Annotated in this window: 20 protein-coding genes and 1 pseudogene; 19 read left to right on the forward strand and 2 right to left on the reverse strand. The window is 33.4% G+C overall.

Annotation, left to right across the window (positions count from 1 at the left end; translation table 11 throughout):
- Nucleotides 1-108 precede the first annotated feature (108 nt).
- A complete protein-coding gene (locus tag ACUUYC_RS07890; RefSeq protein WP_474266363.1) occupies nt 109-1,149 on the reverse strand; it encodes a 2Fe-2S iron-sulfur cluster-binding protein in 1,041 nt (346 codons plus the stop codon).
- Nucleotides 1,150-1,306: 157 nt separating this feature from the next.
- Between ACUUYC_RS07890 and ACUUYC_RS07895 the strand changes: the two genes are divergently transcribed.
- The 19 genes and pseudogenes from ACUUYC_RS07895 to ACUUYC_RS07985 all read left to right on the forward strand — a co-directional run bounded on the left by ACUUYC_RS07895 (nt 1,307) and on the right by ACUUYC_RS07985 (nt 24,572).
- On the forward strand, nt 1,307-1,645 hold the full coding sequence (locus tag ACUUYC_RS07895; protein ID WP_474265120.1) for a PadR family transcriptional regulator: 339 nt from the start codon (nt 1,307-1,309) through the stop codon (nt 1,643-1,645).
- A gap of 172 nt (nt 1,646-1,817) precedes the next feature.
- Nucleotides 1,818-2,543 (forward strand): hypothetical protein, encoded by a 726-nt coding sequence (locus ACUUYC_RS07900; protein WP_474265121.1) that lies wholly within the window; start codon nt 1,818-1,820, stop codon nt 2,541-2,543.
- A 57-nt stretch (nt 2,544-2,600) separates the two neighbouring features.
- Nucleotides 2,601-3,323 carry a hypothetical protein gene (locus ACUUYC_RS07905; RefSeq protein WP_474265122.1) on the forward strand — a complete coding sequence of 241 codons (723 nt, stop codon included), beginning with the start codon at nt 2,601-2,603 and terminating at the stop codon, nt 3,321-3,323.
- Between the two features lie 134 nt (nt 3,324-3,457).
- Nucleotides 3,458-4,153, forward strand: a complete 696-nt coding sequence (locus ACUUYC_RS07910; protein WP_474265123.1) for a hypothetical protein — start codon at nt 3,458-3,460, stop codon at nt 4,151-4,153.
- Between the two features lie 61 nt (nt 4,154-4,214).
- A complete protein-coding gene (locus ACUUYC_RS07915; protein ID WP_474265125.1) occupies nt 4,215-5,687 on the forward strand; it encodes a DUF5687 family protein in 1,473 nt (490 codons plus the stop codon).
- Nucleotides 5,688-5,705: 18 nt separating this feature from the next.
- Complete coding sequence (locus ACUUYC_RS07920; protein WP_474265127.1) at nt 5,706-6,419, forward strand: ABC transporter ATP-binding protein; 714 nt, start codon at nt 5,706-5,708, stop codon at nt 6,417-6,419.
- Nucleotides 6,420-6,858: 439 nt separating this feature from the next.
- Nucleotides 6,859-7,806: a polysaccharide lyase family 7 protein gene (locus ACUUYC_RS07925; protein WP_474265129.1), complete on the forward strand. Its 948-nt coding sequence runs from the start codon at nt 6,859-6,861 to the stop codon at nt 7,804-7,806.
- 10 nt (nt 7,807-7,816) lie between these two features.
- On the forward strand, nt 7,817-9,649 hold the full coding sequence (locus tag ACUUYC_RS07930; RefSeq protein WP_474265130.1) for a T9SS type A sorting domain-containing protein: 1,833 nt from the start codon (nt 7,817-7,819) through the stop codon (nt 9,647-9,649).
- A 96-nt stretch (nt 9,650-9,745) separates the two neighbouring features.
- Nucleotides 9,746-10,165 (forward strand): annotated as a pseudogene (locus ACUUYC_RS07935) (polysaccharide lyase family 7 protein); the annotation flags it as partial.
- A gap of 645 nt (nt 10,166-10,810) precedes the next feature.
- Nucleotides 10,811-11,800: a polysaccharide lyase family 7 protein gene (locus ACUUYC_RS07940; protein ID WP_474266364.1), complete on the forward strand. Its 990-nt coding sequence runs from the start codon at nt 10,811-10,813 to the stop codon at nt 11,798-11,800.
- Between the two features lie 96 nt (nt 11,801-11,896).
- Nucleotides 11,897-14,113, forward strand: coding sequence for an alginate lyase family protein (locus ACUUYC_RS07945; protein WP_474265131.1), 2,217 nt, complete (start codon nt 11,897-11,899; stop codon nt 14,111-14,113).
- Nucleotides 14,114-14,136: 23 nt separating this feature from the next.
- A complete protein-coding gene (locus ACUUYC_RS07950; RefSeq protein WP_474265132.1) occupies nt 14,137-14,511 on the forward strand; it encodes a cupin domain-containing protein in 375 nt (124 codons plus the stop codon).
- 411 nt (nt 14,512-14,922) lie between these two features.
- Nucleotides 14,923-18,000, forward strand: a complete 3,078-nt coding sequence (locus tag ACUUYC_RS07955) for a SusC/RagA family TonB-linked outer membrane protein (protein WP_474265133.1) — start codon at nt 14,923-14,925, stop codon at nt 17,998-18,000.
- Between the two features lie 29 nt (nt 18,001-18,029).
- The gene (locus tag ACUUYC_RS07960; protein WP_474265134.1) at nt 18,030-19,466 is read left to right on the forward strand and encodes a RagB/SusD family nutrient uptake outer membrane protein; all 1,437 of its coding nucleotides are present in this window, start codon (nt 18,030-18,032) and stop codon (nt 19,464-19,466) included.
- 16 nt (nt 19,467-19,482) lie between these two features.
- Nucleotides 19,483-20,487 (forward strand): PKD domain-containing protein, encoded by a 1,005-nt coding sequence (locus ACUUYC_RS07965; protein WP_474265135.1) that lies wholly within the window; start codon nt 19,483-19,485, stop codon nt 20,485-20,487.
- 7 nt (nt 20,488-20,494) lie between these two features.
- A complete protein-coding gene (locus tag ACUUYC_RS07970; protein WP_474265136.1) occupies nt 20,495-21,403 on the forward strand; it encodes a polysaccharide lyase family 7 protein in 909 nt (302 codons plus the stop codon).
- A gap of 164 nt (nt 21,404-21,567) precedes the next feature.
- Nucleotides 21,568-22,269, forward strand: coding sequence for a FadR/GntR family transcriptional regulator (locus ACUUYC_RS07975; protein ID WP_474265137.1), 702 nt, complete (start codon nt 21,568-21,570; stop codon nt 22,267-22,269).
- A gap of 205 nt (nt 22,270-22,474) precedes the next feature.
- Nucleotides 22,475-23,767: an MFS transporter gene (locus ACUUYC_RS07980; RefSeq protein ID WP_474265138.1), complete on the forward strand. Its 1,293-nt coding sequence runs from the start codon at nt 22,475-22,477 to the stop codon at nt 23,765-23,767.
- A 40-nt stretch (nt 23,768-23,807) separates the two neighbouring features.
- On the forward strand, nt 23,808-24,572 hold the full coding sequence (locus ACUUYC_RS07985) for an SDR family NAD(P)-dependent oxidoreductase (RefSeq protein ID WP_474265139.1): 765 nt from the start codon (nt 23,808-23,810) through the stop codon (nt 24,570-24,572).
- Nucleotides 24,573-24,634: 62 nt separating this feature from the next.
- On the opposite strand, the gene ACUUYC_RS07990 is transcribed toward ACUUYC_RS07985, so the two are convergent.
- Nucleotides 24,635-25,657: a LacI family DNA-binding transcriptional regulator gene (locus tag ACUUYC_RS07990; RefSeq protein WP_474265140.1), complete on the reverse strand. Its 1,023-nt coding sequence runs from the start codon at nt 25,655-25,657 to the stop codon at nt 24,635-24,637.
- Nucleotides 25,658-25,748 lie beyond the last annotated feature (91 nt).

Below are 25,748 nucleotides of genomic sequence, written 5' to 3' on the forward strand. Positions count from 1 at the left end.
TTTCTCGATACAATTTTCTGTCGAAAATCACTCGAAATGACGTTAGGGTTATTTAATTTCCATCTAAAATCTAAAATCTAAAATCTAAAATCTAAAATCTAAAATCGTCTAAATATCATCAAAATCAACCTTAATCGTTGGAGTTGTTGGATGTGCCTGACAAGCTAAAACCATTCCATCAGCCAATTCGTTGTCGGTTAAAATTTGATTCTTTTCCATAATTGCTTTTCCTTCCGTAACTCTACAAATACAGCTACTACAAATTCCGCCTTGACATGAATATGGTGCATCAATCTTTTGCTTCAATGCGGCATCTAAGATTGTATCGCTAGCTTCCATTTCAAATGTAAAATCTTCATCATCAACCGTAATTGAAATTGTTGATTTTCCTGTAACATCTTCTGCTGCTTCATTGGTTTCTGACGAAGTTGTAAACAATTCAAAGTGAATTGCTTCTTCAGTAATACCATTATTTTTTAAGGTATCAGAAACCGTATTAATCATTGCTTCTGGTCCACAAATATAATGCTGACTAAAATCAATAGCTGCCATTTGATTCTTTACAACATAATTTACGGCAGCAGTATCAATTCGCCCAGTTAAAGCGTCTTCTTCACGTGATTGACTATACACAAACTTCAAATAAAAGTTAGGATACTTTTCTGTCAAAGCAATCAATTCGCCATGAAAAATAGTTTCTTCTACAGACTTATTTCCATACAAAAGTGTTACTGTATTTCCATAATCTAAAGCAGTTTTCAAAATACTCATAATTGGTGTAATTCCACTACCAGCTGCAAAAAGTGCTACAGCTCCTTTATGTAAAGAAGGTGTATAAACAAACTTACCTTCTGGCGGATGTACCTCTAAAAAAGTGCCAGCTTTCAACTCCTGATTTGCATAAGTTGAAAAAGTTCCATTTGTAACTTCTTTAATAGCAACCTTTACGATATTTTCTTTTGGAGTAGAACATAATGAATACGCTCTTCTAACCTCTTTACCATTCAATGTTTTCTTAATGGTGATATATTGTCCTGATTTAAATGAAAACTCAGGTTCTAATGCTGCTGGAATTGTAAACTCTACGCTTACTGCACTTGGTGTTTCTCTATGAATATGACCTATTTCTAGCTGACGGTAATCTGACATTGTGTAATCTTTTTGATAAAAAACTGATCGCATCTTGCGAATTATTCGGCAAAAATAAGCAAACAAATAGGGCTATTATAACGATTTCATCATAAATTATACATAAAAAACTTATGCATAAGAAAATTATGTATATATTTACATAAGAAATAAAGTCATGGGAAACTCAAAACTCTATAAAGGAAGCTTACATACAATCATTTTAAAACTCTTGGAAGAGAATGGAAAAATGTACGGATATGAAATTACACAAAAGGTAAAAGAAATCACAAAAGGTGAACTTAATATTACGGAAGGCGCCTTATATCCTGCATTGCACAAGCTTGAAGCTGAAGATTTATTAGATGTAGAAGTCGCTAAAGTGGACAATCGCTTGCGTAAATATTATAAGCTAACGGAAAAAGGAAGCAAAGAAACGGTGAACAAACTTAAAGAATTGGAAAATTACATCCGAAACATGCAAGTATTGGTAAATCCAAAATGGAGTATTGAATAACTGAAAAAGTAATTAGAGATTAGTATTGAGTATTTAGAAATGATAGAATTAATAATATACAAACGAACGAACAAACAAATCAACAAAGTCAATTATAAATGGTAAATGTTGAATTTTAAATAAAAAAGTACAAATAAATCCAAAACCGAAACAACGGAACACAATAGAAAACATGAAACTTACAAAAGAACAAATACAACATATTGACGAATACTTGCAACGAAGCGGTGTTACCTATTGGGATGTTCGTATGGAGCTTTTGGATCATTTTATTGTAGCTATTGAAGAAAAAATAGAAACAGAAGAGCTTTTTTTTGAAGATGCTTTATTAGAAGTAACGATAGCTTTTGGGAATTCGGTGCAAGAACGTCATTTATTAAATAGAGATAGAACAGAAGTGCTTTTTTCGGGAATATTTGCTAATAACAAAGGTTTCAATGAATTAGAAGCAAAAAAACGCAAGCAAATTAAAAGACAATACCTAAAACAATTTTGGACACAATTAAAGGAAAACTTTACCACACAAAGATTCTATATAGATTATCTGTTTTTTACAATACTCCTATATGTTTCTTTTCAATATTATATAGGTTGGTTGCCCGCAATAGCAATAGTTTGGTTGTGTTTAGAAATAGTGAAAACGCTCTATTTAACTAGTAGATACAAAGCTGCAAAAAACTCTTTACACATAGAAGTGAGTTCGAAAATCTTATCTACGTTCTTAATTATAATTATGCATAGTTATATTTTCATAAGAATGAGAAACGGAGTAAATGTTGAACTAGTTTTTTGGGTAGCAATAACAATGCTGTTCGTATACCCGATAGTAAAAACAAGTTTATTTGTTCACAAAAACATCTATGCGAAATATAAAAAGTACCATGAATTAATTACATGATGAGATAGTAAGAAACTTAAACGTTTTACAAACAAAGAGCACAACACAACAGAGAATATGAAACTAACAAAGGAACAAATACAATACATTGACGACTACTTGCGACAAAGTGGAGTCGTGTATTGGGATGTTCGGTTGGAATTATTAGATCATATTGCAACAGGAATTGAAGAAAAAATCACAAAAGAGACACTCAGTTTTGATGACGCATTACAAGAAGTAACAATTTCTTTTGGAAACGACATCAAACAAGGATATGTACTTAACAAGGACAATACAAAATGGGTTAAGTCTACAAAATATGCAACTGGCGAAGGTTTCAAAAAATTGCAGCGTCAAAAACAACGTCAAATAGGAAGAAAACATTTCAAAGCATACGTAAAACAAGTCATAAGCTTATTTACATCAATACAGTTTTATATAGAATTTATATTGATGATTGCCTCCATCATTGCAGTTTCAAAATACTCAGAAAAATGGGCACTTACAATAGGTTTTATATACGTATTCTATCCATTTGTGAATATTTTATACAAATCGATCAAAGGAGAAATTCCTAAAAAATCATTACACATCAATATGTCTATGACAAGTGTATTTCTTTGGATTAATCTTTTTGGGTTAGTTCCAAATGTATATACAAGTTTCTATGATGAAAAGATGGAGTTTCAAGCATTTGCTTTGATGCTTATTTTATTATTTCCATTCATAAAAGCAAGCTTTATTAGGTATACTAAAGTCTGTAAAGAATTCAAAAAATACCATGATTTAATAGTATAAAAAGAAGTGCAAAACATTTCCCGTTTATACAACTTTAAAACAAACAAACCCAAGTCAATTATAAATGGTAAATGTTGAATTTTAAATAAAAAAGTACAAATAAATCCAAAACCCAAAACCCAATAGCTAAAAAAATGAAATTAACAGCAAATCAAATAGATCAATTATACAAATTCACGCGTGCGCATTACGTAGAACACTACGATTTGCAAACGGAGTTGGTAGATCATTTGGCAAATGGAATTGAGAAGCGTTGGGAAAGTAATCCAGCACTATCTTTTGATGACGCGTTGAATTTAGAATTCAAAGAATTTGGTGTTTTTGGTTTCAATGATATCATTGAAAAACATAGTATAAGCATGTCAAAACGCTATGTGAAAATCATCTTTGGTTTCATGCAAGAATACATAAAACTTCCAAAAATCATAGGAACATTATGTGCAATACTAGCATTATTTTATATCATTCGATATGTTGCAGCTAGCGTGTGGATTTTAGGATTTTTATCTATCATGGGATTATTTTATTTTGTGATGATAACTTCTTGGCATAGCTTGCAGTATAAAAAAAGAAAGAAAAAAACAGGCAAAAGGTGGAAGCTAGAAGAAATGATTTTCAATACAGGAACATTAGGCGTTTTTATATTGAATCTATTTCAACTTATTTACTATTCTGACATTCTAAAAATAGACCATTTTGCTATTCAACTGCTAATTGCTCTTTTAATAGTTTTTACTATATTCCTCACTCATATTTGTGTAAAAGTATTGCCCGAAAAAGCAGAAGAACTATTGCATAAAACGTATCCAGAATACGAACTTTTGAAATAAGGTGTAACAAATCTGAAAAACGGACACTAACTACATATCAACCCAATCCAAAAAACATACAATGGTTAAAAAATTTCTAAGTTTACAGTGGAAAGAATTTGCAAGATCTTCCGCTTTTCAAAAAGGGATCGCCATCAAAATATTGCTAGTATTTGCTGCGTTATACTTTGGAGCAATGGCTTTATTTGCTGGTATTGGACTCTTTTTTATTGCGGAAGAATTGGTCCCTGCTATAGATCCATTAATAACAGTCAACAACTATATCATCTTTTGGTTTCTAGTAGATTTGGCTTTTCGGTACTTCATGCAGCAAGCGCCTGTAATGAATATCAAACCGTTAATGACAATTCCCATTAAGAAAAAAACAATCATTCACTTCTTACTTGGAAAAACAGCGGTTTCATTCTTCAACATACTACCATTATTCATATTTATACCATTCAGTGTGGTATTACTATTCAATGGATATTCAGCAATCAATGTAATTTGTTGGTTTATCGCAGTAGTCGCTATTACACAAGCGCTAAACTTCCTAAACATATTAGTAAACAAAAGCAATACAGTTTTTTACATCACCGCAAGTTTACTAGCCGTTTTTGGCGCATTGGAATATTTGGGAATCTATAAAATAACAGAACCTTTAGGAGCAGTTTTCAACGGATTATACAATCATCCATATCTAGTTATCATTCCAATTGCATTGGCATGCTTTCTTTACTACTTAAACTTCAACTATCTTAACAAGCGTTTCTATTTAGATGGCGCTATATCAAAAGAAGTAAAAGAAGTAGAAACGTCCGATCTTTCATTCTTAGATCGTTTTGGAACACTCTCTACATTCCTTAAAAATGATGTGCGAATGATTTGGAGAAACAAACGTCCACGACAAGTAATATTTATGTCGGCATTATTTCTGTTTTATGGACTTATCTTTTTTACACAAGAAGTATACCGAGAAATGCCAGCAATGTTAGCGTTTGCGTCACTATTCATTACCGCAGGATTTCTATTCTCATTTGGACAAATGGTTCCATCATGGGATAGTGAATATTACAAAATGATGATGAGTCAAAACATTCCATACAGACAATACTTAGAATCAAAATGGTACCTAATGGTCTTAGGAGTTTTAATCTCATTCATACTCAGTACACCATACATTTACTTTGGTTGGGATATATTCGGAATGATTGCCGCCGGTGCATCATTCAATATCGGAATCAATTCGTTTGTAACACTATTTGGTGGTGCACTCAACAGAGTTCCAATCGAACTAAACGCAAAAGCAAAAGCATTTAGCAACACGCAAGGATTCAATCCGACGCAATTACTAATTGCGTTGCCAAAAATGCTATTACCAGTACTATTACTATACATTCCGTATTTACTATTTGATTTAACAACAGGAATCATCTGTTTAGGAGTCAGTGGAATAGTTGGATTAATTTTCAAAAACTTCTTCCTAAACTTCATTGAAAAAACATATCAAAAAGGAAAATACAAAACCATCGCAGCATTTGGCGAAAAAAAATAATCTACTAAAACGACGACAATGATTGCAATAGATAATATCTCAAAAACATACGGAGAATCAACCGTACTCAAAATAGATTCATTAGAAATTCCAAAAGGACAAAGTTTTGGATTGGTTGGAAACAATGGTGCTGGAAAAACGACACTATTCAGTTTACTACTCGATCTTATTCAACCTTCAAGCGGACACATCACTAGCAATGGAGTTAAAGTGCATGAAAGTGAAGCCTGGAAACCGTTTACATCATCATTCATTGATGAAAGTTTCCTAATTGGCTACCTTACCGCAGAAGAATATTTCTACTTCATAGGCGAGCTTAGAGGGCAGAAAAGAGCAGATGTTGATAGCTTATTAGCACAATTTGAAGACTTCTTTCATGGAGAAATTCTAAATCAAAAAAAATACTTGCGAGATCTAAGTAAAGGAAATCAAAAAAAAGCAGGAATTGTCGCTTCATTCATAGGAAATCCAGAAGTAATCATCTTGGATGAACCTTTTGCAAACCTAGATCCAACGACGCAAATTCGATTAAAAGGAATCATCAAAAAATTGGCAGAAGATCAGAAAGTAACGGTATTAGTATCAAGTCACGATTTAATGCACGTAACGGAAGTTTCAGATCGAATCGTAGTACTCAACAAAGGTGAAGTTGTCAAAGACATTCAAAAATCAGAAGCAACCTTAAAAGAACTAGAAGCCTTCTTTGCAGGCGGAAATGAAGAAGAAGAATAACTATTTGGGCATTCCCACAATAAAAAAGCACTAATTAAAACATTGAGATAACTCGAAATGTGAAGTATAGTGCTTTTTTTATGCGGTCAAATTATTCATTGTTACTACCTATCTTTTAATTGCAAATCATTGATATTCAAAAATTAATACTGATTAAATAATTCTTTCACTTGGTAGTTTTGAAAAAGGTATTTCTTTAATCTAATTCTTAAGCTATAAGTTTTAATGTTTTGATAATTAACTATTTATTTTTTGGAGACTTCTGGATGTAATTTCAATAAATCACATTGTACTTTATGAGTCAATAAATTTAGTATGAATCATTTAAATGCAACCATTTTGAAGCTCTCATGACAAAATACATTTTATATATAAAAATTTGCAGCATTCAGAAATATAACTATATTTGGTAAACCAATCTGGTAAACCAATTTTAAAAATGTATTCAAAAAAGTCATTTCATAGTAGTCTTAGTAGAATTGTTTTTTTGCTGTTAAGCATTGTATTCACTGTAGGTTGCTCTAGCGACAATGAGTTGGATAGACCAACTTCAACCTCTACTGAAACTCCTTCAAATGAAGTTCCACCAGATGAAACTCCAACAGTAAATTATGCAGATATCAACTTTTCTAATTGGAAAGTAACACTTCCTGTAGATGAAAATAATAATGGAAAACCTGATGAATATCAACCTGATGAGTTGACAAATTTTGGATACCAAACATTAACTCCAGTACAGCCTTTCATGTACGATGATACAGATGATGAATCGCTTGTTTTTTATACATACCCTGAATCATCTACGACAAACAGTTCATATTCTCGAACTGAATTACGAGAACTCATCAATACATCTAACTCAAGAGAAAACTGGACATTACTCGAAGGAGGAACAATGAAAGGACGTCTAAAAGTGGCATCTGTTTCACAAGACACTAATTCAAGTGATGAATTTCATGACGTAATCATCATGCAAATTCATGGAATCATTTCAGAAGAAGATATGGCTATACATGGCTTTTCATCAAACAATGGACCGCCATTACTTAAAATATATTGGAAAGATGGATATATCTGGTCACACAAAAAATCGTTAGTAGATGAAACTACTTCTGGTGATGCATTATTAACGACTTCAAATACAATTTGGAGCGATATCAAACAAAATCTTGGCTATGTTGGTTATGATGCGTTTGACTTTGAAATAATCGCTTCAGATGCTCGCTTAAGTGTCCAACTCAATAACGAAACACCTTATATATACGAAGATACAAGTCTGGATAAATGGCCTTTTGAAAACTATTTCAAAGCAGGCAATTATTTGATAACAACAGACGCAAATGCATTTTCTTATATAAAATATTACAATCTATATCTAACTCATTAAAACTCATTATATGAAAATAAAATTACTTTTTATAGCAATACTTTTTATAAGTTTTGCAGAAGCGCAAACAACGCTAACTTTAGGTACAGATACGTCTTCTTCGGCAACTAGAGGTCCTTTTCAACGTTCAGACAGTGGCTCAAGCTCAGTATATTCTCGTGCTAGTATACTTTATACTGCAACGGAATTAGCATCTTTAGCACCTTCAGCAACCATATCTCAAATAAACTTTGATTTGGGTTCTTCTAACATTATTACAGCTTCAGGTGATGCTACGATGACAATCTATATGAGAAATTCTAGTGCAACGGAAGTAGTAGCTAATGGTAGTACTTGGACAGACGCAATAAATGGAGCTACTATTGTGGGAACGTATACATTTAATACAACAAATAACTTTCCTGGTGCCGAAGGATTTTTGAGTTTTGTTTTATCAACACCTTTCAATTATACAGGTGACTCTTTAGAAATTGCTGTCGATTGGGATTCTTCTGGTTTAGTGCCAGCAGATGCAGGACAACCAAATGTGTTATTTTCTGGTAATGGCTCATTAAATTGGCATTGGAGTAATACAGCACACCAATCTCTTAATTATAGAGCAGGTTCTTCATCTGCACCAAGTACATTAACGAGTAGAAAAGCACAACGTGTAAACACACAGATTGTGTATTCTGGAGCAACTACAGCAGCAACTTCTGGTCAAGTTATTGGAGAATTCCCTGAAATGGATGGTGGAATGGAAACACAAACAGCAGATAATACAATGTCTAATGCTGGAGGTAGTCAAGCAGGAACAGCGCAAACACAATGGACGGTATCTTCAACAAGTAATTCTGCCGTTAGAGATATGACAGATGATGCTGCATTGGCAAGAACAGGTACTTTTTCAGCAGCATGGGCTGTAACACCTGGAGCTAACAATGTTCGTATGCAATCGCCATCACCAACAAATCCAACAATCCAAGCAAATACAGAATATACGGTTCAATATTTTTACTCAGCTCCAACCGATCCGACGAATGATTTAGATGCAGGTATCTATCTAAATAATACCTCAGGAGGAGTTGCAGGAAATACCACAGACGTTACTGCATTTGCAGCAAACACATACACTAAAACATATAGAACCATAACAACTGGCGCTACTTTTAATGCCTCTAATTGGGCAGTTGCAAGACTTGATGGTGATGATAATAATTATACTGCTACTGTACGAATTGATGATTTTGTAGTCTATGCAGGTGCTTTTGATAACACAGCACCAAGCGACCCAACTGCTGGCACGTATGCTGATAATTCGGGTATAGCTGCTATTGGTTGGACTGCTTCTTCAGGCGGTGTTGACAATGGAGGTTATGTCGTTGTTAAATATACTACAGCGCCAAATGCAGATAACGATCCAAATCAAAATGGTATTTATGAATATGGCAGCACAACAACTAACGGAACAGGAAGCCTTACAGGAACTGTAGTTTACATTGGTACAGATACAAATTTCACAGATACATATGCCGCAGGTAATTATTACAAAATTTACGCAGTTGATAAAGCGTTTAACTATTCGAATGAATTAATAGTTTCTGACGCTACTTTAGGTTTGGATGATGTTAGTTCAGTTTCCGATTTCAAAATATATCCTAATCCAAGTAAAGGCATTTTAAATATCCAAACGAATATTACTGATTCAGTTTCAGTACGTATTTATGATATTTTAGGTAAAGAGGTGTTGACTGCTAATGAAATTAATAATAGTATCGATATTTCTAATCTTAAAAAAGGAATGTATTTAGTTAAAATAGCAACGGATAATAGAAGTGTTACTAAAAAAATAATTAAAGAGTAATTTCTCAATCCTAATAAAAGTTTATTTTATAAAAGACATGCTGATATAAATTATCAAGCATAACTATTACAATTATTACAAAACACATCGTATAACATGAATCTCAAAATATTTAAGCCAGTTTCTGTCTATCTTATATTAATAATAAGCGCTATTTTATTATTTAATAGTTGTGGTGAAAGCAAAAAGCAAAAACCTGCTGACAAAACTGAAAATGTAACAGAAAGTCTTAAAGCAAATGATGTAATTCCATTTTTTCAACATTGGAACTTAATCTTAGGTGATGGTTCTAATGTAGGTAAGGCAACTGATTATGAAAATAAAGACTTCTTTTATGCGGTAAACGATGACAAAAAAGATTGGGTTGTATTCAAATCACCTAATGCAGGAAATACGCATGGTACATCAAACAATACAAGAACTGAACTGGCACAACTAAAAAAATGGTCGCCAATGACAGATGCCACAATGAATGCAACGCTGAAAGTAATGAATGTTTCAAAAACGGGAGACGCTACTGTTGCGGCAACGTACTCAGTTGTAGTTGGTCAAATTCATAGTGCAGATGGACATGAAAACGAGCCACTAAAAATATTCTACAAAAAATTTCCAGGACATACGAAAGGTTCTGTTTTTTGGAATTATGAAATAAATACCGCAGGTGACGACAATTCTGGAAGATGGGATTATTCATACCCAATTTGGGGTTATGACTTTTCTGTGGTTGGAACTGATGCAAATACATATCCGCCAGAGCCAAAAGACGGAATTGCTTTAGGTGAAGAGTTTAGTTATAATGTGGAAATTAAGGAAGGTATGATGCATTTAACATTCACGAGTAAAGGACATGAAACCAAAACATTCACTAAAAACTTAATCGCTTCAGAGTATGCAAATAGTTCAGACATGCCAGCACAAGTAAGGAACTTATTTGTACCAATAGGTCAAGATGGTGTTGAACGTAAAAATGCATATACTGGTGAAGGTCTCTTTTTTAAATTGGGATGTTACAACCAAACGAATGGGAAAGATCCTAAAGTAAACAAAGTATGGTGTTCAGGAGCTGAAACTCATAACGGTGATGTTCAAAAACAATATGCAGATAGTAATTATGCTGAGGTTTGGTTTAAATCAGCAAATATCACTATAAGTGATGACGCAATATCCAATGAAGGATATTTCAAAGCAAATGATGGTTTAAGTGCAAAAATAGTATATCCAAGTGAAGTGATTCCTTTTATGGATAAGTTTAAAATACTAATGGGAGATGGAACGAAAGCGGACAATCTTGTCAATCTCGAACATAAAGATTTTTTCTATACTGTAATCGATGGTACAAGACGTTGGGTAGTTTACAAAACTCCAAATTCTGGTGTCACTTCAAAAAACTCAAGCAACACAAGAACTGAGTTACACGAAAAAAGAGAATGGATTCCTGAAGAAGGAGGAAAGTTAACAGGTACATGTAAAGTAATGCAAGTTTCCACTTCTGGTGATGCTAGAGTTGCGGCGTCTTATGCAACAGTAGTTGGTCAAATTCATAGTGGAGAAGGACATGAAAATGAACCATTTAAATTATTCTACAAAAAATTCCCAGGGCATACAAAAGGATCTGTATTCTGGAACTATGAAATTAATACCGCTGGCGATGATAACTCTGGACGATGGGATTATTCTACTGCTATTTGGGGACACGATATGTCTGTTGTAGGAACAAGTAAAAATGATTTTCCTGCTGAACCTGAGAATGGAATAGAATTAGGTGAAGAATTTAGTTATGAAGTAAATGTATATAAAGGGATCATGTATCTTACTTTTAAAAGTGACGGACATGAAACAAAAACATTTACTAAAAATCTTATTTCATCTGAATATGTCAAAAAATCAGACTTACCAGCACAAGTAAAAAAGCTATTCGTACCAATAGGACAAGATGGTGTTGAACGTGCTACTGCATATAGTGGAGAGTTAAACTATTTTAAACAAGGTGCTTATAACCAAACCAACGGGAAAAGTCCTGAAAAAAATATGGTATGGTGTGCAGGAGCAGAAACCTATGGAGGTGACATCGCTAAACAATATGAAAATGGATGTTATACAGAAGTGTGGTTTAGAGAAGCGACAATAGGTATGGGGACACCTCCAAAATAAATTGAATTATAGCAATCAAGGATCATATTTTGTAACTAACTAATAATGGAATTGAATCATAACACAGTAATAAATCTTCTATTTAGTATATTGTTTATGGGGACTACTGTTTCTTGTGCAAAAGAAACTAAAATTGCTAAAACGTCGCAAATAAGCTCACATCCAAAGTTGATTCTTACCAAACAAGGTGTTTCGGATATTAGAGCACAACTTGGAACAATTCCACTATTTGATAAAACCTTAGCGAAAACGAAAGTGGAAATTGATGCAGAAATTGCTTCTGGAATTCATGTACCAATTCCAAAAGATTATTCTGGTGGATATACACATGCACGTCACAAGCGTAATTTCGTAGTTTTACAAAAAGCTGGTGTTTTATATCAAATCTTAGACGATGAAAAATATGCCAAATATGTAAAAGATATGTTGATGCAATATGAAGTGATGTACAAAACATTACCATTGCATCCAAAAACTCGCTCTTACGCAAGAGGTAAATTATTTTGGCAATGTTTAAACGATTCTAATTGGTTAGTATATGTGAGTCAGGCATACGATTGTATTTATAATTATTTATCGGAAGAAGAACGAAACAAATTAGAAATAAATCTTTTTCGACCATTTGCAGATCATATTTCAATAAACAGTCCTCAGTTTTATAACAGAGTACATAACCATAGCACTTGGGGAAATGCAGCTGTTGGTATGATTGGTTTGGTAATGGATGATGAAGAATTAATACAACGTGCTTTATATGGTATTAAAGGAACTGATTTAGATAAAACATCCAAAGATGATGATGGAGGTTATATAAACAAAAACGGAAAAGCTGGTTTTTTAGCGAATATAGAAGAACCTTTTTCTCCGGACGGATATTATAATGAAGGTCCATATTATCAACGATATGCTATGTATCCTTTTTTAATTTTTGCTGAAGCATTACACAATGTAAGACCAGAAGTAAAGATTTTTGAATACAAAAATGGAGTGCTTTTAAATTCTATAAATGCATTATTAAATTTATCGGATGCAGATGGTGACTTTTTTCCACTAAACGATGGTCAAAAAGGAATGTCTTATTACACAAGCGCCTTAGTAACTGCTGTCGATATATCTTATCACTATGGAAACCAAAATCTAGAATTACTAAGTATAGCAAAAGAACAAGACCGCGTTTTATTAGACGATTCGGGTTTAGCAGTTGCATTAGGTGTTAAAAATGGAAAAGCAATACCATTCACAAAAAAGTCTATAAATTTATCAGATGGTCCGGAAGGAAACGAAGGTGGCGTTGGTATTCTGAGGAGTGAAAACATAGAGCTTGTCTTTAAATATACTGCGCAAGGATCAAGTCATGGTCATTACGATAAGTTATCATATTCATTATACGAAAAAGGAGATGAAATAATTCAAGACTATGGTTTAGCACGCTTTGTAAATATTGAACAAAAAGGTGGTGGAAACTATTTGAAAGAAAACAAAACTTGGGCAAAACAAACTATTGCTCATAATACGGTCACTCAAAATGAAACCTCTCACTTTAACGGAAAATACGAAATAGGAAGTGAGCACCATTCGGAGTTACATTACTTTTCTATAGAAAATGAAAACGTTCAGGTAGTAAGTGCGAAAGAAGATAATGCATATCCTAATACGGAAATGCTTCGAACAATGGCAATAATAAAAGATGCCGATTTCGAAAAACCTTATCTACTAGATATCATGAAGATTGTTTCAAAAACTGCTAATCAATATGATTTCCCCTATTATTTCTTTGGCCAAGTATTAAATACCAATTTTGAATATAAAGTACAAGAAACTTTAAAGCCTTTAGGAAGCAAAAACGGGTACCAACATTTGTATGTAGAAGGTTCTGCAAAAGCAAATAATGATAATTCTAAATTCTCTTGGTTAAACAACCGTAAATTTTATACTCTAACAACAGTGACTAATGATAAGGATGAATTACTATTTACGAGAATTGGAGCAAACGATCCGGAGTTTAATTTACGTAAAGATCCTGCATTATTGTTAAGGAGAGAAAATACAAAAAATACACTTTTTGTTTCAACAATAGAGGCTCATGGTAGTTATAGTCCTATTTCAGAATCTGCTGTAAATTCAAACAGTAGTATAAAAGAATTAAAACTGATGTATGACTCCGATCAATACACAGCAATTGCAATAACAAATATAAATGGTATTACTAAGCTATTTATAACAGCAAATACAAACGCTTCAAAAGAAGCAAAACATGCATTAAAAATTAACAATAAGAATTATACTTGGGTAGGTTCTTATTATTTCAAATAAATAATCATAAAAGAATAAAAAAAATGAATCGATTTAGTGAAAAATACATCATTTCAAAAGATATGGAATGGGAGATGCTAGGTGGTGGAGTATCAAGAAAATTCTTAGGTTACGATAATCAAATCATGATGGTAAGAGTAAAATTTGATAAAGGAGCATTAGGTGCACCACATCAACATTTTCACACGCAAGCTACTTTTTGTGTTTCAGGTAAATTTGAATTTGAAATTGATGGAGAAAAGAAAATTGTAGAAGCAGGAGATGGAGTTTATATTGAACCTAATTTATTACATAGTGCAGTTTGCTTAGAAGAAGGAGAATTAATTGACACATTTAGCCCTGTAAGAGAAGATTTCTTAAGTGGAGGTGAAGTATCTTATTTTGGAGATAAGTCATAAAGAAAAAATCTGCTAATCATTACGAGAAGTAGAAACAGTTTTATTTGATTATAGAGAATCAATATATCACCACATGTATGCATAAAGCAACTTGCACGGAAGAAGGAATACTTATTGACGTCTTCAGTCCTATACGCAAGGACTTTATGAAATAATATAAATTAATTTTTATTTAACAAAAATTTAATATATATTTGGTAAACCAATCTGGTAAACCAGTTTGGTTAGCCACAAAAAAAGGACAGGTGCACGCCTATCCTTTTTAGAATTACTTCTTTGGAGGGAAGTAAAATTATACATAATTACTTATCGTAACATGCAGATCGCTAAAATACAAAAAAAATGAATTTTAACGGCAGAAATATGTCTTTAAGTAATTAGTTCAATACTAACTAATTAAAAAAACTAATTATGAATTTAAAAACTAAGCTAACCTACATTGTAATGCTACTCTTCTGCGTTTCAATGTATGCGCAGGAAGCCTTTACTATCAAAGGAACTGTTGTTGCTAAAGCGGACAATCAACCTGTGCCTGGTGTAAATGTGCTTAATGTAAAAACATCAAAAGGAACAACTACAAATTTTGATGGGAACTACGAAATAAAAGTCACTAAAGGTGACGTGCTTCAGTTTTCGTATGTTGGATTCGTGACACAAACTGTAATTATTGACGCTCAAAAAACACTCAATATTACCTTTATAGAAGATGCTTCACAACTTGATGAAGTAATTGTTATTGGGTATGGTACACAAAAGAAAAGTCACTTAACAGGAGCTATCTCGAAAGTGAAAAATGAAGATCTTGAACAAATTGCTGTTCCACGTGTGGATGAAGCATTAGTTGGTCAGGTTTCTGGTGTAAATATACAAGCTACGGAAGGTGAAGCAGGTTCTGCGCCAACTATCCGTATTCGTGGTACTGGTTCTATTTCTGGTAGTTCTGATCCTGCAATTGTAGTTGATGGATTGGTTGTTGATAGTGATTTCTTAGGTTCATTTGATATGAATGACATTGAATCATTTGAAGTATTAAAAGATGCTGCTTCTGCTTCTATCTACGGATCAAGAGGTGCAAACGGTGTGATCTTAATTACAACGAAACAAGGAAAAGAAGGAAAAACAAGATTCTCATATAATTCATTTATGGGATTCAAGGAAGCAAGACAAAGTGATGACTATTACTTTACTGTTGCTGAAACTGCTGCTGCTGAAATGGCGGCAACAGGAACACTTTCTGATAGAACTCGTTACAAGCAATTAATTGGAACCGATAGAGATTGGCAAGATGTTATTTTTGATGGAGGGACAATTACAAGTCATTCATTCAATATGCGAGGTGGAAACAAAAAGACAAAATTTAGCGCTTCTTTAGGATACATTCACGATGAAGGTGTATTGTTAACTGATGACTACAAAAGATATTCAATGCGAATAAAGTTAGATTCAAAAATAACTGACAAACTAACGCTTGGAGTTAATTTAACACCATCATATACAAACAGAAGACGTTTTGATGGTTCTACACACGATATTTTACGTCAAACACCTTGGTTACCATTATATATTGACGAAAACAATATTCGATTTGTAAACAGATTGAGAGATGGTGGGAAATATGCGAATGTTCAAATTGGAGATTATGCAGTACAACGTATGTTTGATGATTATGATTTAAATACAATGACGCCTGTAGCTTCAGGTGGAACAGATATTAGTAATACTTCTAATACAAACCCTGCCGCAAAAGTATTGGAACGTGATCGTAATGATTACAAATTCAAACTTGCAGGTAGTTTTTATGCTAACTATAAAATTTTGGATGGTTTAGCATTTAGAACTACACTTTCTGGAGATTTTCAAAATACACGAAGAGATCGTTGGCAAGGTGTACAATCGAGCAGAAATGGATCTGCCGCAACAAGCCTTCTTATCTCTACGCAGAATAGAATTCACATGGTAACTGATAATATCTTATCATACAACAAAACATTTGACAAGCACGAAATTAGTGCCATTGTAGGATTCTCTGCTGAAAAATGGGATACGACTTTTGAAAGCACTTCTGGAGGTGGATATGATTCTGACTTAGTACAAACAATAGCAGGAGCCGATCCTACAACAGTAGTAGGAACTTCATATAAATTTCCTGAACGATTATTATCATACTTAGGAAGAGTTAACTATGCATATGATGACAAATACTTAGTATCATTAAGTATACGTCGTGATGGGTATTCTGCATTTGGAGAAAACAACAAATATGGTAACTTCCCAGCAGCTTCTGTTGGTTGGATTGCTTCTAACGAAGATTTCTTAAGCGAAAGCGAAGTTGTTAACAACTTAAAACTAAGAGTAAGTTATGGTGTTACAGGAAATCCATTTTTCAATACAGGAAATGTATTAGTAGACAAATTCCCATACTTATCACTTTTACAATCTTCTACAGCAGTAGTTGACGGAACAATTGCAACAGGATTCAACCCAATTAACTTGGCAAATCCAAACTTAAAATGGGAACGTTCTATTGAAATTAACCCAGGAATTGACTTCGGATTATTTAACAATGTTGTTACAGGTTCTGTTGAATACTATAAAAGAACAAGTGATCAACTATTAATTGACAACCCGGTTTCTGTAACTACAGGATTTGATAGCGGATTAATTAATATTGGAGAAGTTGAAAACTCAGGATTTGAAATTGAATTACGTACACGTAACATTACAAAAGAAAACTTCCGTTGGTCAACAACAATGTTAGCATCTCGTAACAAAAACGAATTGGTTGACTTTGCAGACTCTAACGGACAAATTCAAAATGTAGACAGTAAAAGAGCTGCGGAATGGATTAACTTAGTTGGGAATCCTATTTCATCGTACTACGGTTGGGTTGTAGATCGTGATATTCCTTTAGAATACATAGCAAACCCATATCACCCAATTGGTGGAGAAGCACAAGATGTGTATGTAAAAGATTTAAATGGTGATGGTGTAATTGATGATGATGATAAAACTATCTTAGGAAATCCATATCCAGATTTAGTTTGGAGTATTACAAACGATTTCAAAATTGGAAGCTTTGATGTAAGTTTCATGTTCCAAGGAAGTCACGGAGCAGAAATTAGAAACATGGGAGATCAGTATTTATTCAACCATTTCAACAGTTCACAAGATTTTATTTCTTCAACTCCTGATCAAGAATTTATTAAACAAAAGATTTTTACAAGCGACATCATTCAAGATGCTTCTTATGTAGCATTACGTACGGTAAACATTGGGTATAACTTACCTGATAGTATCTTATCAAAAGTGTTCTTGTCGAAAGCAAGAATATATGCAACTGGTCAAAACTTATTATACTTTACGGCAAGTGATTATACAGGATTCAATCCAGAATCAATTAACACTACATCACCAACAACGTATGGATATCAAAGAGCAGGATCGCCAATAAATAGAACAATAACTGTTGGTTTAAACGTAGAATTTTAATCTAACACATAACTAAAATGAAAAATAATATGAAACAAACAAAAATTGTAGCATTGTTAGTATTGCTAGTTACTGTGTTTTCTTGTGAGAAAGATTTCTTATCGCCAGAATTAGAATCATTAGTAAATGCTGACACCTTCTATACAACAGAAGCGCAACTTGAAAATGGAATAATAAATATGTATGATGGTCTCCAAGGAGTAAACTCAACATCTGCAAATGATTCTCACTCAACACAAGTAGAGTTTTATCTTACTGAAATGCGAAGTGATAATACAAGAACAAAGGCTTCCGAAGGAGAAGCTGCACAATTTGAAAGCTATAACATTTCTGCAAACAATGGAATTGTTGCCGATTATTACAGAAGTTTTTACAACGTAATATTTAGAGCAAATGTAGTATTACAAAACTTAGCGGTTGCATCTGATGCAAACAGAGCACGTTTTGAAGCAGAAGCTAAATTTGTAAGAGCATATGCATACTTTAACCTTGTACGCCTTTATGGAGATATTCCATTAGTAGATCAAGTGATTGATATTACTGATCCAAGTTATAAAGAAATCTCTTTTACAAGAGTAGCCACAGCAAACATTTATGCATTCATTATAGACGATTTACTAACTGCCATTGATGGACTAGACAACACATATAGAACAAGAGCTTCCAAAGCTGCCGCACAAGGATTATTAGCAAAAGTATACCTAACACAAGGTACAAACTACTTAGATGCACAAATTTTATGTGAAGCTGTAATAGGAAGTGGTTTTGGATTAGAAACAAATTTTGAAGATGTCTTCTATAACGAAGGAAACAACGAAGTTATATTTGCTATAGGATACAATGCTGCTGGAGTAGATAGTCAAAACTTTTCATCAGAATGGCTAAATGCTGTCGGAAGAACAAGTGGAGTTAATTATGTAACCAATGATGCTAAAGATGCTTTAGATCTTCTAGGAGGAAATAGAGGTTTGGATGTGTCATATCGTGTAGACATCTCACAACCAACGCAACATCAAGTTAGAAAATACATTCCAAATGGAGAAGTTGATGCACACGCAGGTGACGATTTCATGATCTCTGATCCTACATTAGCAGGTAATGACTGGATTGTATTACGTTATTCGGATGTATTACTAATGCACGTTGAAGCTATTATGGCAGGCGGAACTAGTACGGCTGTTCCAGCTGCATTAAGTTCTTTCCAGTTAGTACGTAATCGTGCAGGACTTACTACGATGGTCACAAACATTTCGAAACAAGAATTATTAGATGAAAGACGTGTAGAATTAGCTTTTGAAAACCATCGTTTATTCGATTTAATCCGTTTCAATGAAGCACAAAATGTACTTTCTGCATTTTCAGCGGCAAATAACTACAACTATAACGCAACTGACTTATTATTGCCAATTCCACAAAGAGAAATCAACTTAAGTAACGGAGTATTAACTCAAAACCCTGGTTACTAATAAAATAAAAAAGACAATGAAAAAACAAATCAAAAAAATAATTGGGTTTACTACAGCAATTGTATTGGCGTTTGCATTCCAGTCTTGTAGTGATTTTGAAAAATTTGAACTGCCAGAAGAAGGATCAATTGCAGATGCAACTCCACCAGAAGCAGCCTTCTCCTTTTCACAAGGAGCTGGAGCAGATGATGAATGGAAAAACTATACGTTTGCAAACCTATCAACAAGTGCTACAACATACATGTGGGATTTTGGAGATGGAAATACATCAACAGAAGTTGACGGAGCAACTACATATCCAGGAGAAGGATCATATACAGTAACTTTAACCGCTTCTGATGCATTAGGTGTAGTAAGCACTGCAATGCAAGTTATTGAAGTTGTTGAGCCAGAAGCACCATTAGTTCCAGATCCAGTATTAATCAATGCTGATTTTGATAAACTACCAAAAAACAATGGGAATTCAAGTGATTGTTCATGTTCAGGATGGGATAATGATGACATTGGAGAACAAGGAGAATCAAGTTCTGGTAATGGAGGTTCTGATAACGTGGTTAAGTTTGACAACAACGAACCAGACCATGTATATCAAGAATTTGCAGTTACACCAAACGCAGATTATACAATAACATTAATTACATCTCATAAAGAAATTGCTAGTATGCCTGGTAGCTATCCTGGTAGTATGCTTGAATTAAGAATTTTAGCAGGTGCTGGTTATGATGCTGGTTACACACCAACTTATTATGCAACTGCTACAGAATTTCCTAGTTCAGGTTATGGTTATACTACAGTAGCGCAAGTAGAAGATGCTGCAAATAACATTATAACTGAGACAATAACGAATCCAGATGATGATAGTTATTTTACACATACATTCATATTTAATGCTGGAGCTAATGATAGTGTTGCACTATTCATAAGAGGTTTAGGAGGAGATAGTAGTGTTGGTAGTTATGGATATAGTAGTGGAGATGAAGAAATACGAGCTGATTCTGTAACAATTACAGCAAATAACTAATACATATATGAATTTTAAAACGCTTTTTATTTTATTCTTTTCTTTTAGTTTAAGTATTGGTTTTGCGCAGTCAAATGACAATACTGAAGCTACTACTGTTACGAAAGAAACAAAAAGGAAGAAGAAGAAAAAAAAGAGGAAAAAGTTTAAATTACCTAAAATTGATTTATCGCATTGGAAAGTGACAACGCCTGCGGGCAATGGAAAAAAACCGCAGGAAGTGTCACCACCAGAAATACTAGACTATGCTACAAATAAAGATTTAATACCATACATGTACAACGATTCTGTACGCGGTGCTTTAGTCTTCTATGCATATCCAAGTAAAGCGACAACTGCAAACACTAAATACTCACGTTCGGAATTAAGAGAACAAATGGAGCCTGGCGAAAATAATGTCAACTGGACATTTAAGCAAGGTGGAAAAATGAAAGGGAAATTGGCAATTGATGAGGTTTCTCGTGATAAAGATGGTAAATATCACAGAGTCATCATCATGCAAATACATGGTCGCTTAACTAACAAACAACGTGACCTTATTGGTCAAAAAGATAACAATGCGCCACCAATGTTAAAAATATATTGGAAAGATGGCAAAATAAGAGTCAAAACAAAAGTCTTAAAAAACTTAAATGCTACAAATGAAGAAATGCTTCACGAAGATGCATGGGGAAATGATAAAGGATTTACATTTAAGCAAAAAGTTGGCTTCAAAAAATTTAGACTCGAAGTTCGAGTCAGTGAAGGAAAAATGACAATCGTTCTAAATAATAACGAATTTAAAACCTATGAAAACATTCATATGAAAAAGTGGGGAATCTTTGAAAACTATTTCAAAGCAGGAAACTACTTTCAATCACGTGATGAAGGATCATATGCAAAAGTGCGTTATTACAGTTTAGAAGTAACACATTAAAAATAAAGTTAATTTGTTTGAATCTGCTTTTCGTTGAATTTTACTGGTCCAAAATGGATCAGTAAGATTCAAGTAAAGTTTTTTTAAGAAGTTAGTATGTATTCTTTATTAATTTTATAAATTTAACATACAAATCTGGTTAACCAATTAGAGGAATTTAAAGTATGAAATTAGACACCGTAACAAAAACAGAAACACTCGATCTTCAAAAAACGATTATCGCTAAAATACGCGATTTAATCAATGTTAAGAATTTAGAGCCTGGCGATAAACTTCCATCAGAGCGTATGCTATCTGAAAAGTTTGAAGTCACACGTAGTAATGTTAGGGAAGCTATTCAAAAACTTGAATTCTATGGATTACTCAAATCAATTCCGCAAAGTGGAACGTTTGTAGCAAACATTGGCGTTACCGCAATGAATGGAATGATTGAAGACATTCTTCGATTGGAAGATCCCGATTTTAAATCATTAGTAGAAACTCGAATTTTATTAGAGCTTAAAACCGCTCGTTTAGCAGCGCTACGAAGAACAGATGAAGATCTTATAAAAATGAAAGCAGCTTTAGATGCCTATACAGAAAAAGTAAACAATGGCGAAGATGCCGTTCAAGAAGATTTACTATTTCATTTAGCCATTGCTAAAGCTTCTGGTAACAGTACCATGAATACATTCATGTTAATCATTACACCAGAAATCATTACAAATTTTGAAAAATATCATTTTTGTGATAAAAGTTTAGCGGAATCAGGAATCATAGAGCATCAAAGTATTTTTAATGCCATAAAAAACCAAAATCCGCAATTAGCAAAAGAAAAAATGAAAGAACATTTTGAAGTATTATACCAATATTGTTATAATATTTAAAAGAAAAATACACACGCAATCTTGAAGATGCACGACTTCAACATTGAGACAACACATACTGGAGGGACGTAATTTTATATGTAGAAACTGTAATTCGCATTTCTTCTCATTACAAATTACACACAATATAACTGAGCAAATTTGCTCAAACAACTAATATACAAATGCTTGATGTACAAGGATTCGTATATCACATACATACAATATGAAAATAAAAGGATTACGCTGGTGGATTATAGGGTTAATCTTTATAGCTACAGTAATAAACTATATCGATAGAACTGCTTTTGCACTACTCTGGCCGCAAATGGGTGAAGACTTGGGCATGGATAAATCTGATTATGCTATCATGCTTAATGTGTTTTTAGCATGTTATGCCATTGGTAAATTTGCATCAGGTAAATTATATGATATCATAGGAACTCGCTTAGGTTTTACCGTTTCAATTATTGTTTGGTCGGTAGCTGCAGCATTTCATGCATTTGCTAGAGGTTTAATATCACTTTCTATTGTTAGAGGTCTTCTAGGTTTAGGAGAAGCTGGTTTATGGCCTGGTGCTGTAAAAAGTAATGGAGAATGGTTTCCCGTAAAACAAAGAGCGTTAGCACAAGGTATTTTTAACTCTGGAGCATCTATAGGAAATGTTATTGCTCCATTTGTAATTGTATTCTTGTATACAAGATTTGGGTGGCAAACTACCTATGTAATCTTAGGAGTCGTTGGAGTACTATGGGTAATTCCTTGGTTGTTTTTAAACAGATCAACTCCAGAAAAGCATCCTTGGGTAACAGAAAAAGAAAGAAATTTAATTCTCTCTAGTAGAATAGATAAAGTAGAAGAAGACACAACAACAGTAAAGGCAAAAAGCTTAAGTATTGGTCAAATACTTAGTCATAAAGAATCTTGGGGCGTATTAGTTTGTCGATTTTTTATAGAGCCAATTTGGTGGTTTTTTGCAGGATGGATGCCAATATATTTAAATGATCAATTTGGATTAAGCATAGAGCAAATAGCAAATACGATGTGGATATCTTATTTAATGGCTGCTGTTGGAAGTATAGTAGGAGGAATGTTTGTGAAAGAACTCATAAAAAAATATTCTGTAGATATATCTCGAAAAGCAACAATAGCATTAGGAGGTCTTTTAGTATTGATAGCATTTGTATGTATAATTATGTTCGTTCAAGAAGACAATTTTATGACATTCATCTATTTAGCCGGACTTGCATTATTTGGATTTCAATTTGCTATTGGAAACATACAAACAATATCAAGCGATTTATTTAGAGGTCCATCTGTAGGTACACTAGCAGGATTAGCAGGAATGATAGCAGCAGTATCTCCAATAATTATGAATTGGTTTATTGGTCAAATCACTGCTGGAGGATCGTACGTACCAGCATTTATTGCCATATGTGTTTCAGTAGCATTGGGAGTTTTAGCAATATTTATTCTAATAAAAAATATTGGTCCAGTTAGAAAAACAATAGAAGCATAAAAAAAGAAATAAAATAAAACATAAAATAATCATAAGCATTATGAGTAAAAATAAAGGAAAAGTTGCAATAATTACTGGAGCTACAGGCGGCATCGGTTTTGAAGTAGCAAAAAGATTAGGTGAAGATGGATATACTGTTGTTTTAAATGGTATAGATGACGCTGCTGGGGCTGAAAAATTAAAACAACTTACAGACGCAGGAATCGACGCTGAATACTATGGATTTGATGTTACAAAAGAAGAAGAAGTAACAGCAAACATCACCAAAATAGGTGAAAAATATGGTAAAATAGATGTGCTAGTTAACAATGCTGGTGGATTAGGTGGAAGATCTCGTTTTGAAGAAATGACAACTGACTTCTATCGTTTTGTAATGGCACTAAACCTTGATTCTGTATTTTTTGCTTCAAGAGCTGCGATACCATTCCTAAAAAAAGGAGAACATCCTTCTATCATTAACTACACATCAAATGCAGGATGGACTGCAGGTGGACCTGGAGCAGGAATCTATGGAACATCAAAAGCAGGTGTGCATGCAATAACAAGAGCGTTAGCCAAAGACTTAGCTGAATATGGTATTAGATCAAATGCAGTATCACCAGGTACGATTGACACGCCTTTTCACGCACAAATTAAATCAACAAAACCAGAAGTTTTTGCTTCTTGGGCCAACAATATTATGTTAGGAAGATTAGGTCAGCCAGAAGATGTAGCAGGCGTTATTTCTTTCTTAGCTAGTAAAGACGCATCATTCATAACAGCTGAAACGATCCAAATTGGTGGTGGACAAGCGTTAGGAATATAAAATATAAATGAAATTTGGTTTTTTTAGCACGCTAAGCGTTATTGTTTTTAAAACAATAACGCTTAGTCTTTTATAGAAGAATCACGTTCAATCAAAGCTGCGTCTAAAATAATTTTATTCAGCGTTTGTGTTACGGTATCCATTTTAACACGCTCCAAAAAAGTTTCGGCGGCCAATCGCCCTATTTGTTCACTATGTTGATTAATGCTTGTAATCGTTGGTGTTACTAACGAAGTAAAAGGTTCGTTCCCAAAACCAACCAAGCAAATATCATCTGGTACATTAATATTCTTTTCTTTCAACAATTGCAACGCACCCAAAGCTGCATAATCTCCAGCTATATAAACAGCATCTGGAGGATTTTCTAATGCTAATAATTCTTGCATTTTCAACTTTCCATCTTCTAATGTTAAGCTGCTCTCAACTAATAAATCATTTTCATGTGGCAAATTATATTTGTGAATGGCATCTATATAACCTCGAATTCTATTATTAAAAATTCGCGTATGCCTAAAACCGCCAATATGAGCTATACGTTTACATCCTTTTGAGATAAGATGTTCAACAATCATAAAACTACTATCGTAATCGTTAATTCCAATATAATCAACATTCAAATCATTCTCTCCTCTATCAAATAATACCAATGGAATTCCTTTAGACTTTATTTTTTCATAGTACGATAAATCTACGGTTTCATTCGCCATAGAAGCAATAATACCATCAACTTGCGTAAAAAGTAAGGTATCTATATTTCTACATTCTTTCTCAAAAGACTCGTTAGATTGTGTAATGATAATATTATAGCCTTCTTTATTCAGTACTTCTTCAATATTTTGAATCACCGATGAAAAAAAGTTACTACTTGTTCTAGGGACAATGACGCCAACTAAATTGCTTTTTCCTTTTCGCAATGCACTTGCTAAATGATTTGGCTGATAGTTTAATTCCTTGGCAACACGTTTAACAGCAGCTTTGGTTTTTGCACTTATTCTAGAATCATCATGAAAGGCTTTTGATACAGCTGCAGGCGAAATATTCAACACATTAGCAATGTCTTTTATCGTAGTTCTTTTTTTTTTCATTAAGTTTTTATATATTTGCTTAAACGTTTAAGCAAAAGTAGCTTTTTTATACTTAAAAATCAAAACAACTCCGTTTTGATTTATTTTTAAC

Source organism: Kordia sp. E (assembly GCF_056033805.1).

Excerpts from the sequence above, each read along its gene's own strand:
- ACUUYC_RS07890 (WP_474266363.1), bottom strand. The coding sequence starts at position 1,149 with ATGTCAGATTACCGTCAGCTAGAAATAGGTCATATTCATAGAGAAACA.
- ACUUYC_RS07895 (WP_474265120.1), top strand. The coding sequence starts at position 1,307 with ATGGGAAACTCAAAACTCTATAAAGGAAGCTTACATACAATCATTTTA.
- ACUUYC_RS07900 (WP_474265121.1), top strand. The coding sequence starts at position 1,818 with ATGAAACTTACAAAAGAACAAATACAACATATTGACGAATACTTGCAA.
- ACUUYC_RS07905 (WP_474265122.1), top strand. The coding sequence starts at position 2,601 with ATGAAACTAACAAAGGAACAAATACAATACATTGACGACTACTTGCGA.
- ACUUYC_RS07910 (WP_474265123.1), top strand. The coding sequence starts at position 3,458 with ATGAAATTAACAGCAAATCAAATAGATCAATTATACAAATTCACGCGT.
- ACUUYC_RS07915 (WP_474265125.1), top strand. The coding sequence starts at position 4,215 with ATGGTTAAAAAATTTCTAAGTTTACAGTGGAAAGAATTTGCAAGATCT.
- ACUUYC_RS07920 (WP_474265127.1), top strand. The coding sequence starts at position 5,706 with ATGATTGCAATAGATAATATCTCAAAAACATACGGAGAATCAACCGTA.
- ACUUYC_RS07925 (WP_474265129.1), top strand. The coding sequence starts at position 6,859 with ATGTATTCAAAAAAGTCATTTCATAGTAGTCTTAGTAGAATTGTTTTT.
- ACUUYC_RS07930 (WP_474265130.1), top strand. The coding sequence starts at position 7,817 with ATGAAAATAAAATTACTTTTTATAGCAATACTTTTTATAAGTTTTGCA.
- ACUUYC_RS07945 (WP_474265131.1), top strand. The coding sequence starts at position 11,897 with ATGGGGACTACTGTTTCTTGTGCAAAAGAAACTAAAATTGCTAAAACG.
- ACUUYC_RS07950 (WP_474265132.1), top strand. The coding sequence starts at position 14,137 with ATGAATCGATTTAGTGAAAAATACATCATTTCAAAAGATATGGAATGG.
- ACUUYC_RS07955 (WP_474265133.1), top strand. The coding sequence starts at position 14,923 with ATGAATTTAAAAACTAAGCTAACCTACATTGTAATGCTACTCTTCTGC.
- ACUUYC_RS07960 (WP_474265134.1), top strand. The coding sequence starts at position 18,030 with ATGAAACAAACAAAAATTGTAGCATTGTTAGTATTGCTAGTTACTGTG.
- ACUUYC_RS07965 (WP_474265135.1), top strand. The coding sequence starts at position 19,483 with ATGAAAAAACAAATCAAAAAAATAATTGGGTTTACTACAGCAATTGTA.
- ACUUYC_RS07970 (WP_474265136.1), top strand. The coding sequence starts at position 20,495 with ATGAATTTTAAAACGCTTTTTATTTTATTCTTTTCTTTTAGTTTAAGT.
- ACUUYC_RS07975 (WP_474265137.1), top strand. The coding sequence starts at position 21,568 with ATGAAATTAGACACCGTAACAAAAACAGAAACACTCGATCTTCAAAAA.
- ACUUYC_RS07980 (WP_474265138.1), top strand. The coding sequence starts at position 22,475 with ATGAAAATAAAAGGATTACGCTGGTGGATTATAGGGTTAATCTTTATA.
- ACUUYC_RS07985 (WP_474265139.1), top strand. The coding sequence starts at position 23,808 with ATGAGTAAAAATAAAGGAAAAGTTGCAATAATTACTGGAGCTACAGGC.
- ACUUYC_RS07990 (WP_474265140.1), bottom strand. The coding sequence starts at position 25,657 with ATGAAAAAAAAAAGAACTACGATAAAAGACATTGCTAATGTGTTGAAT.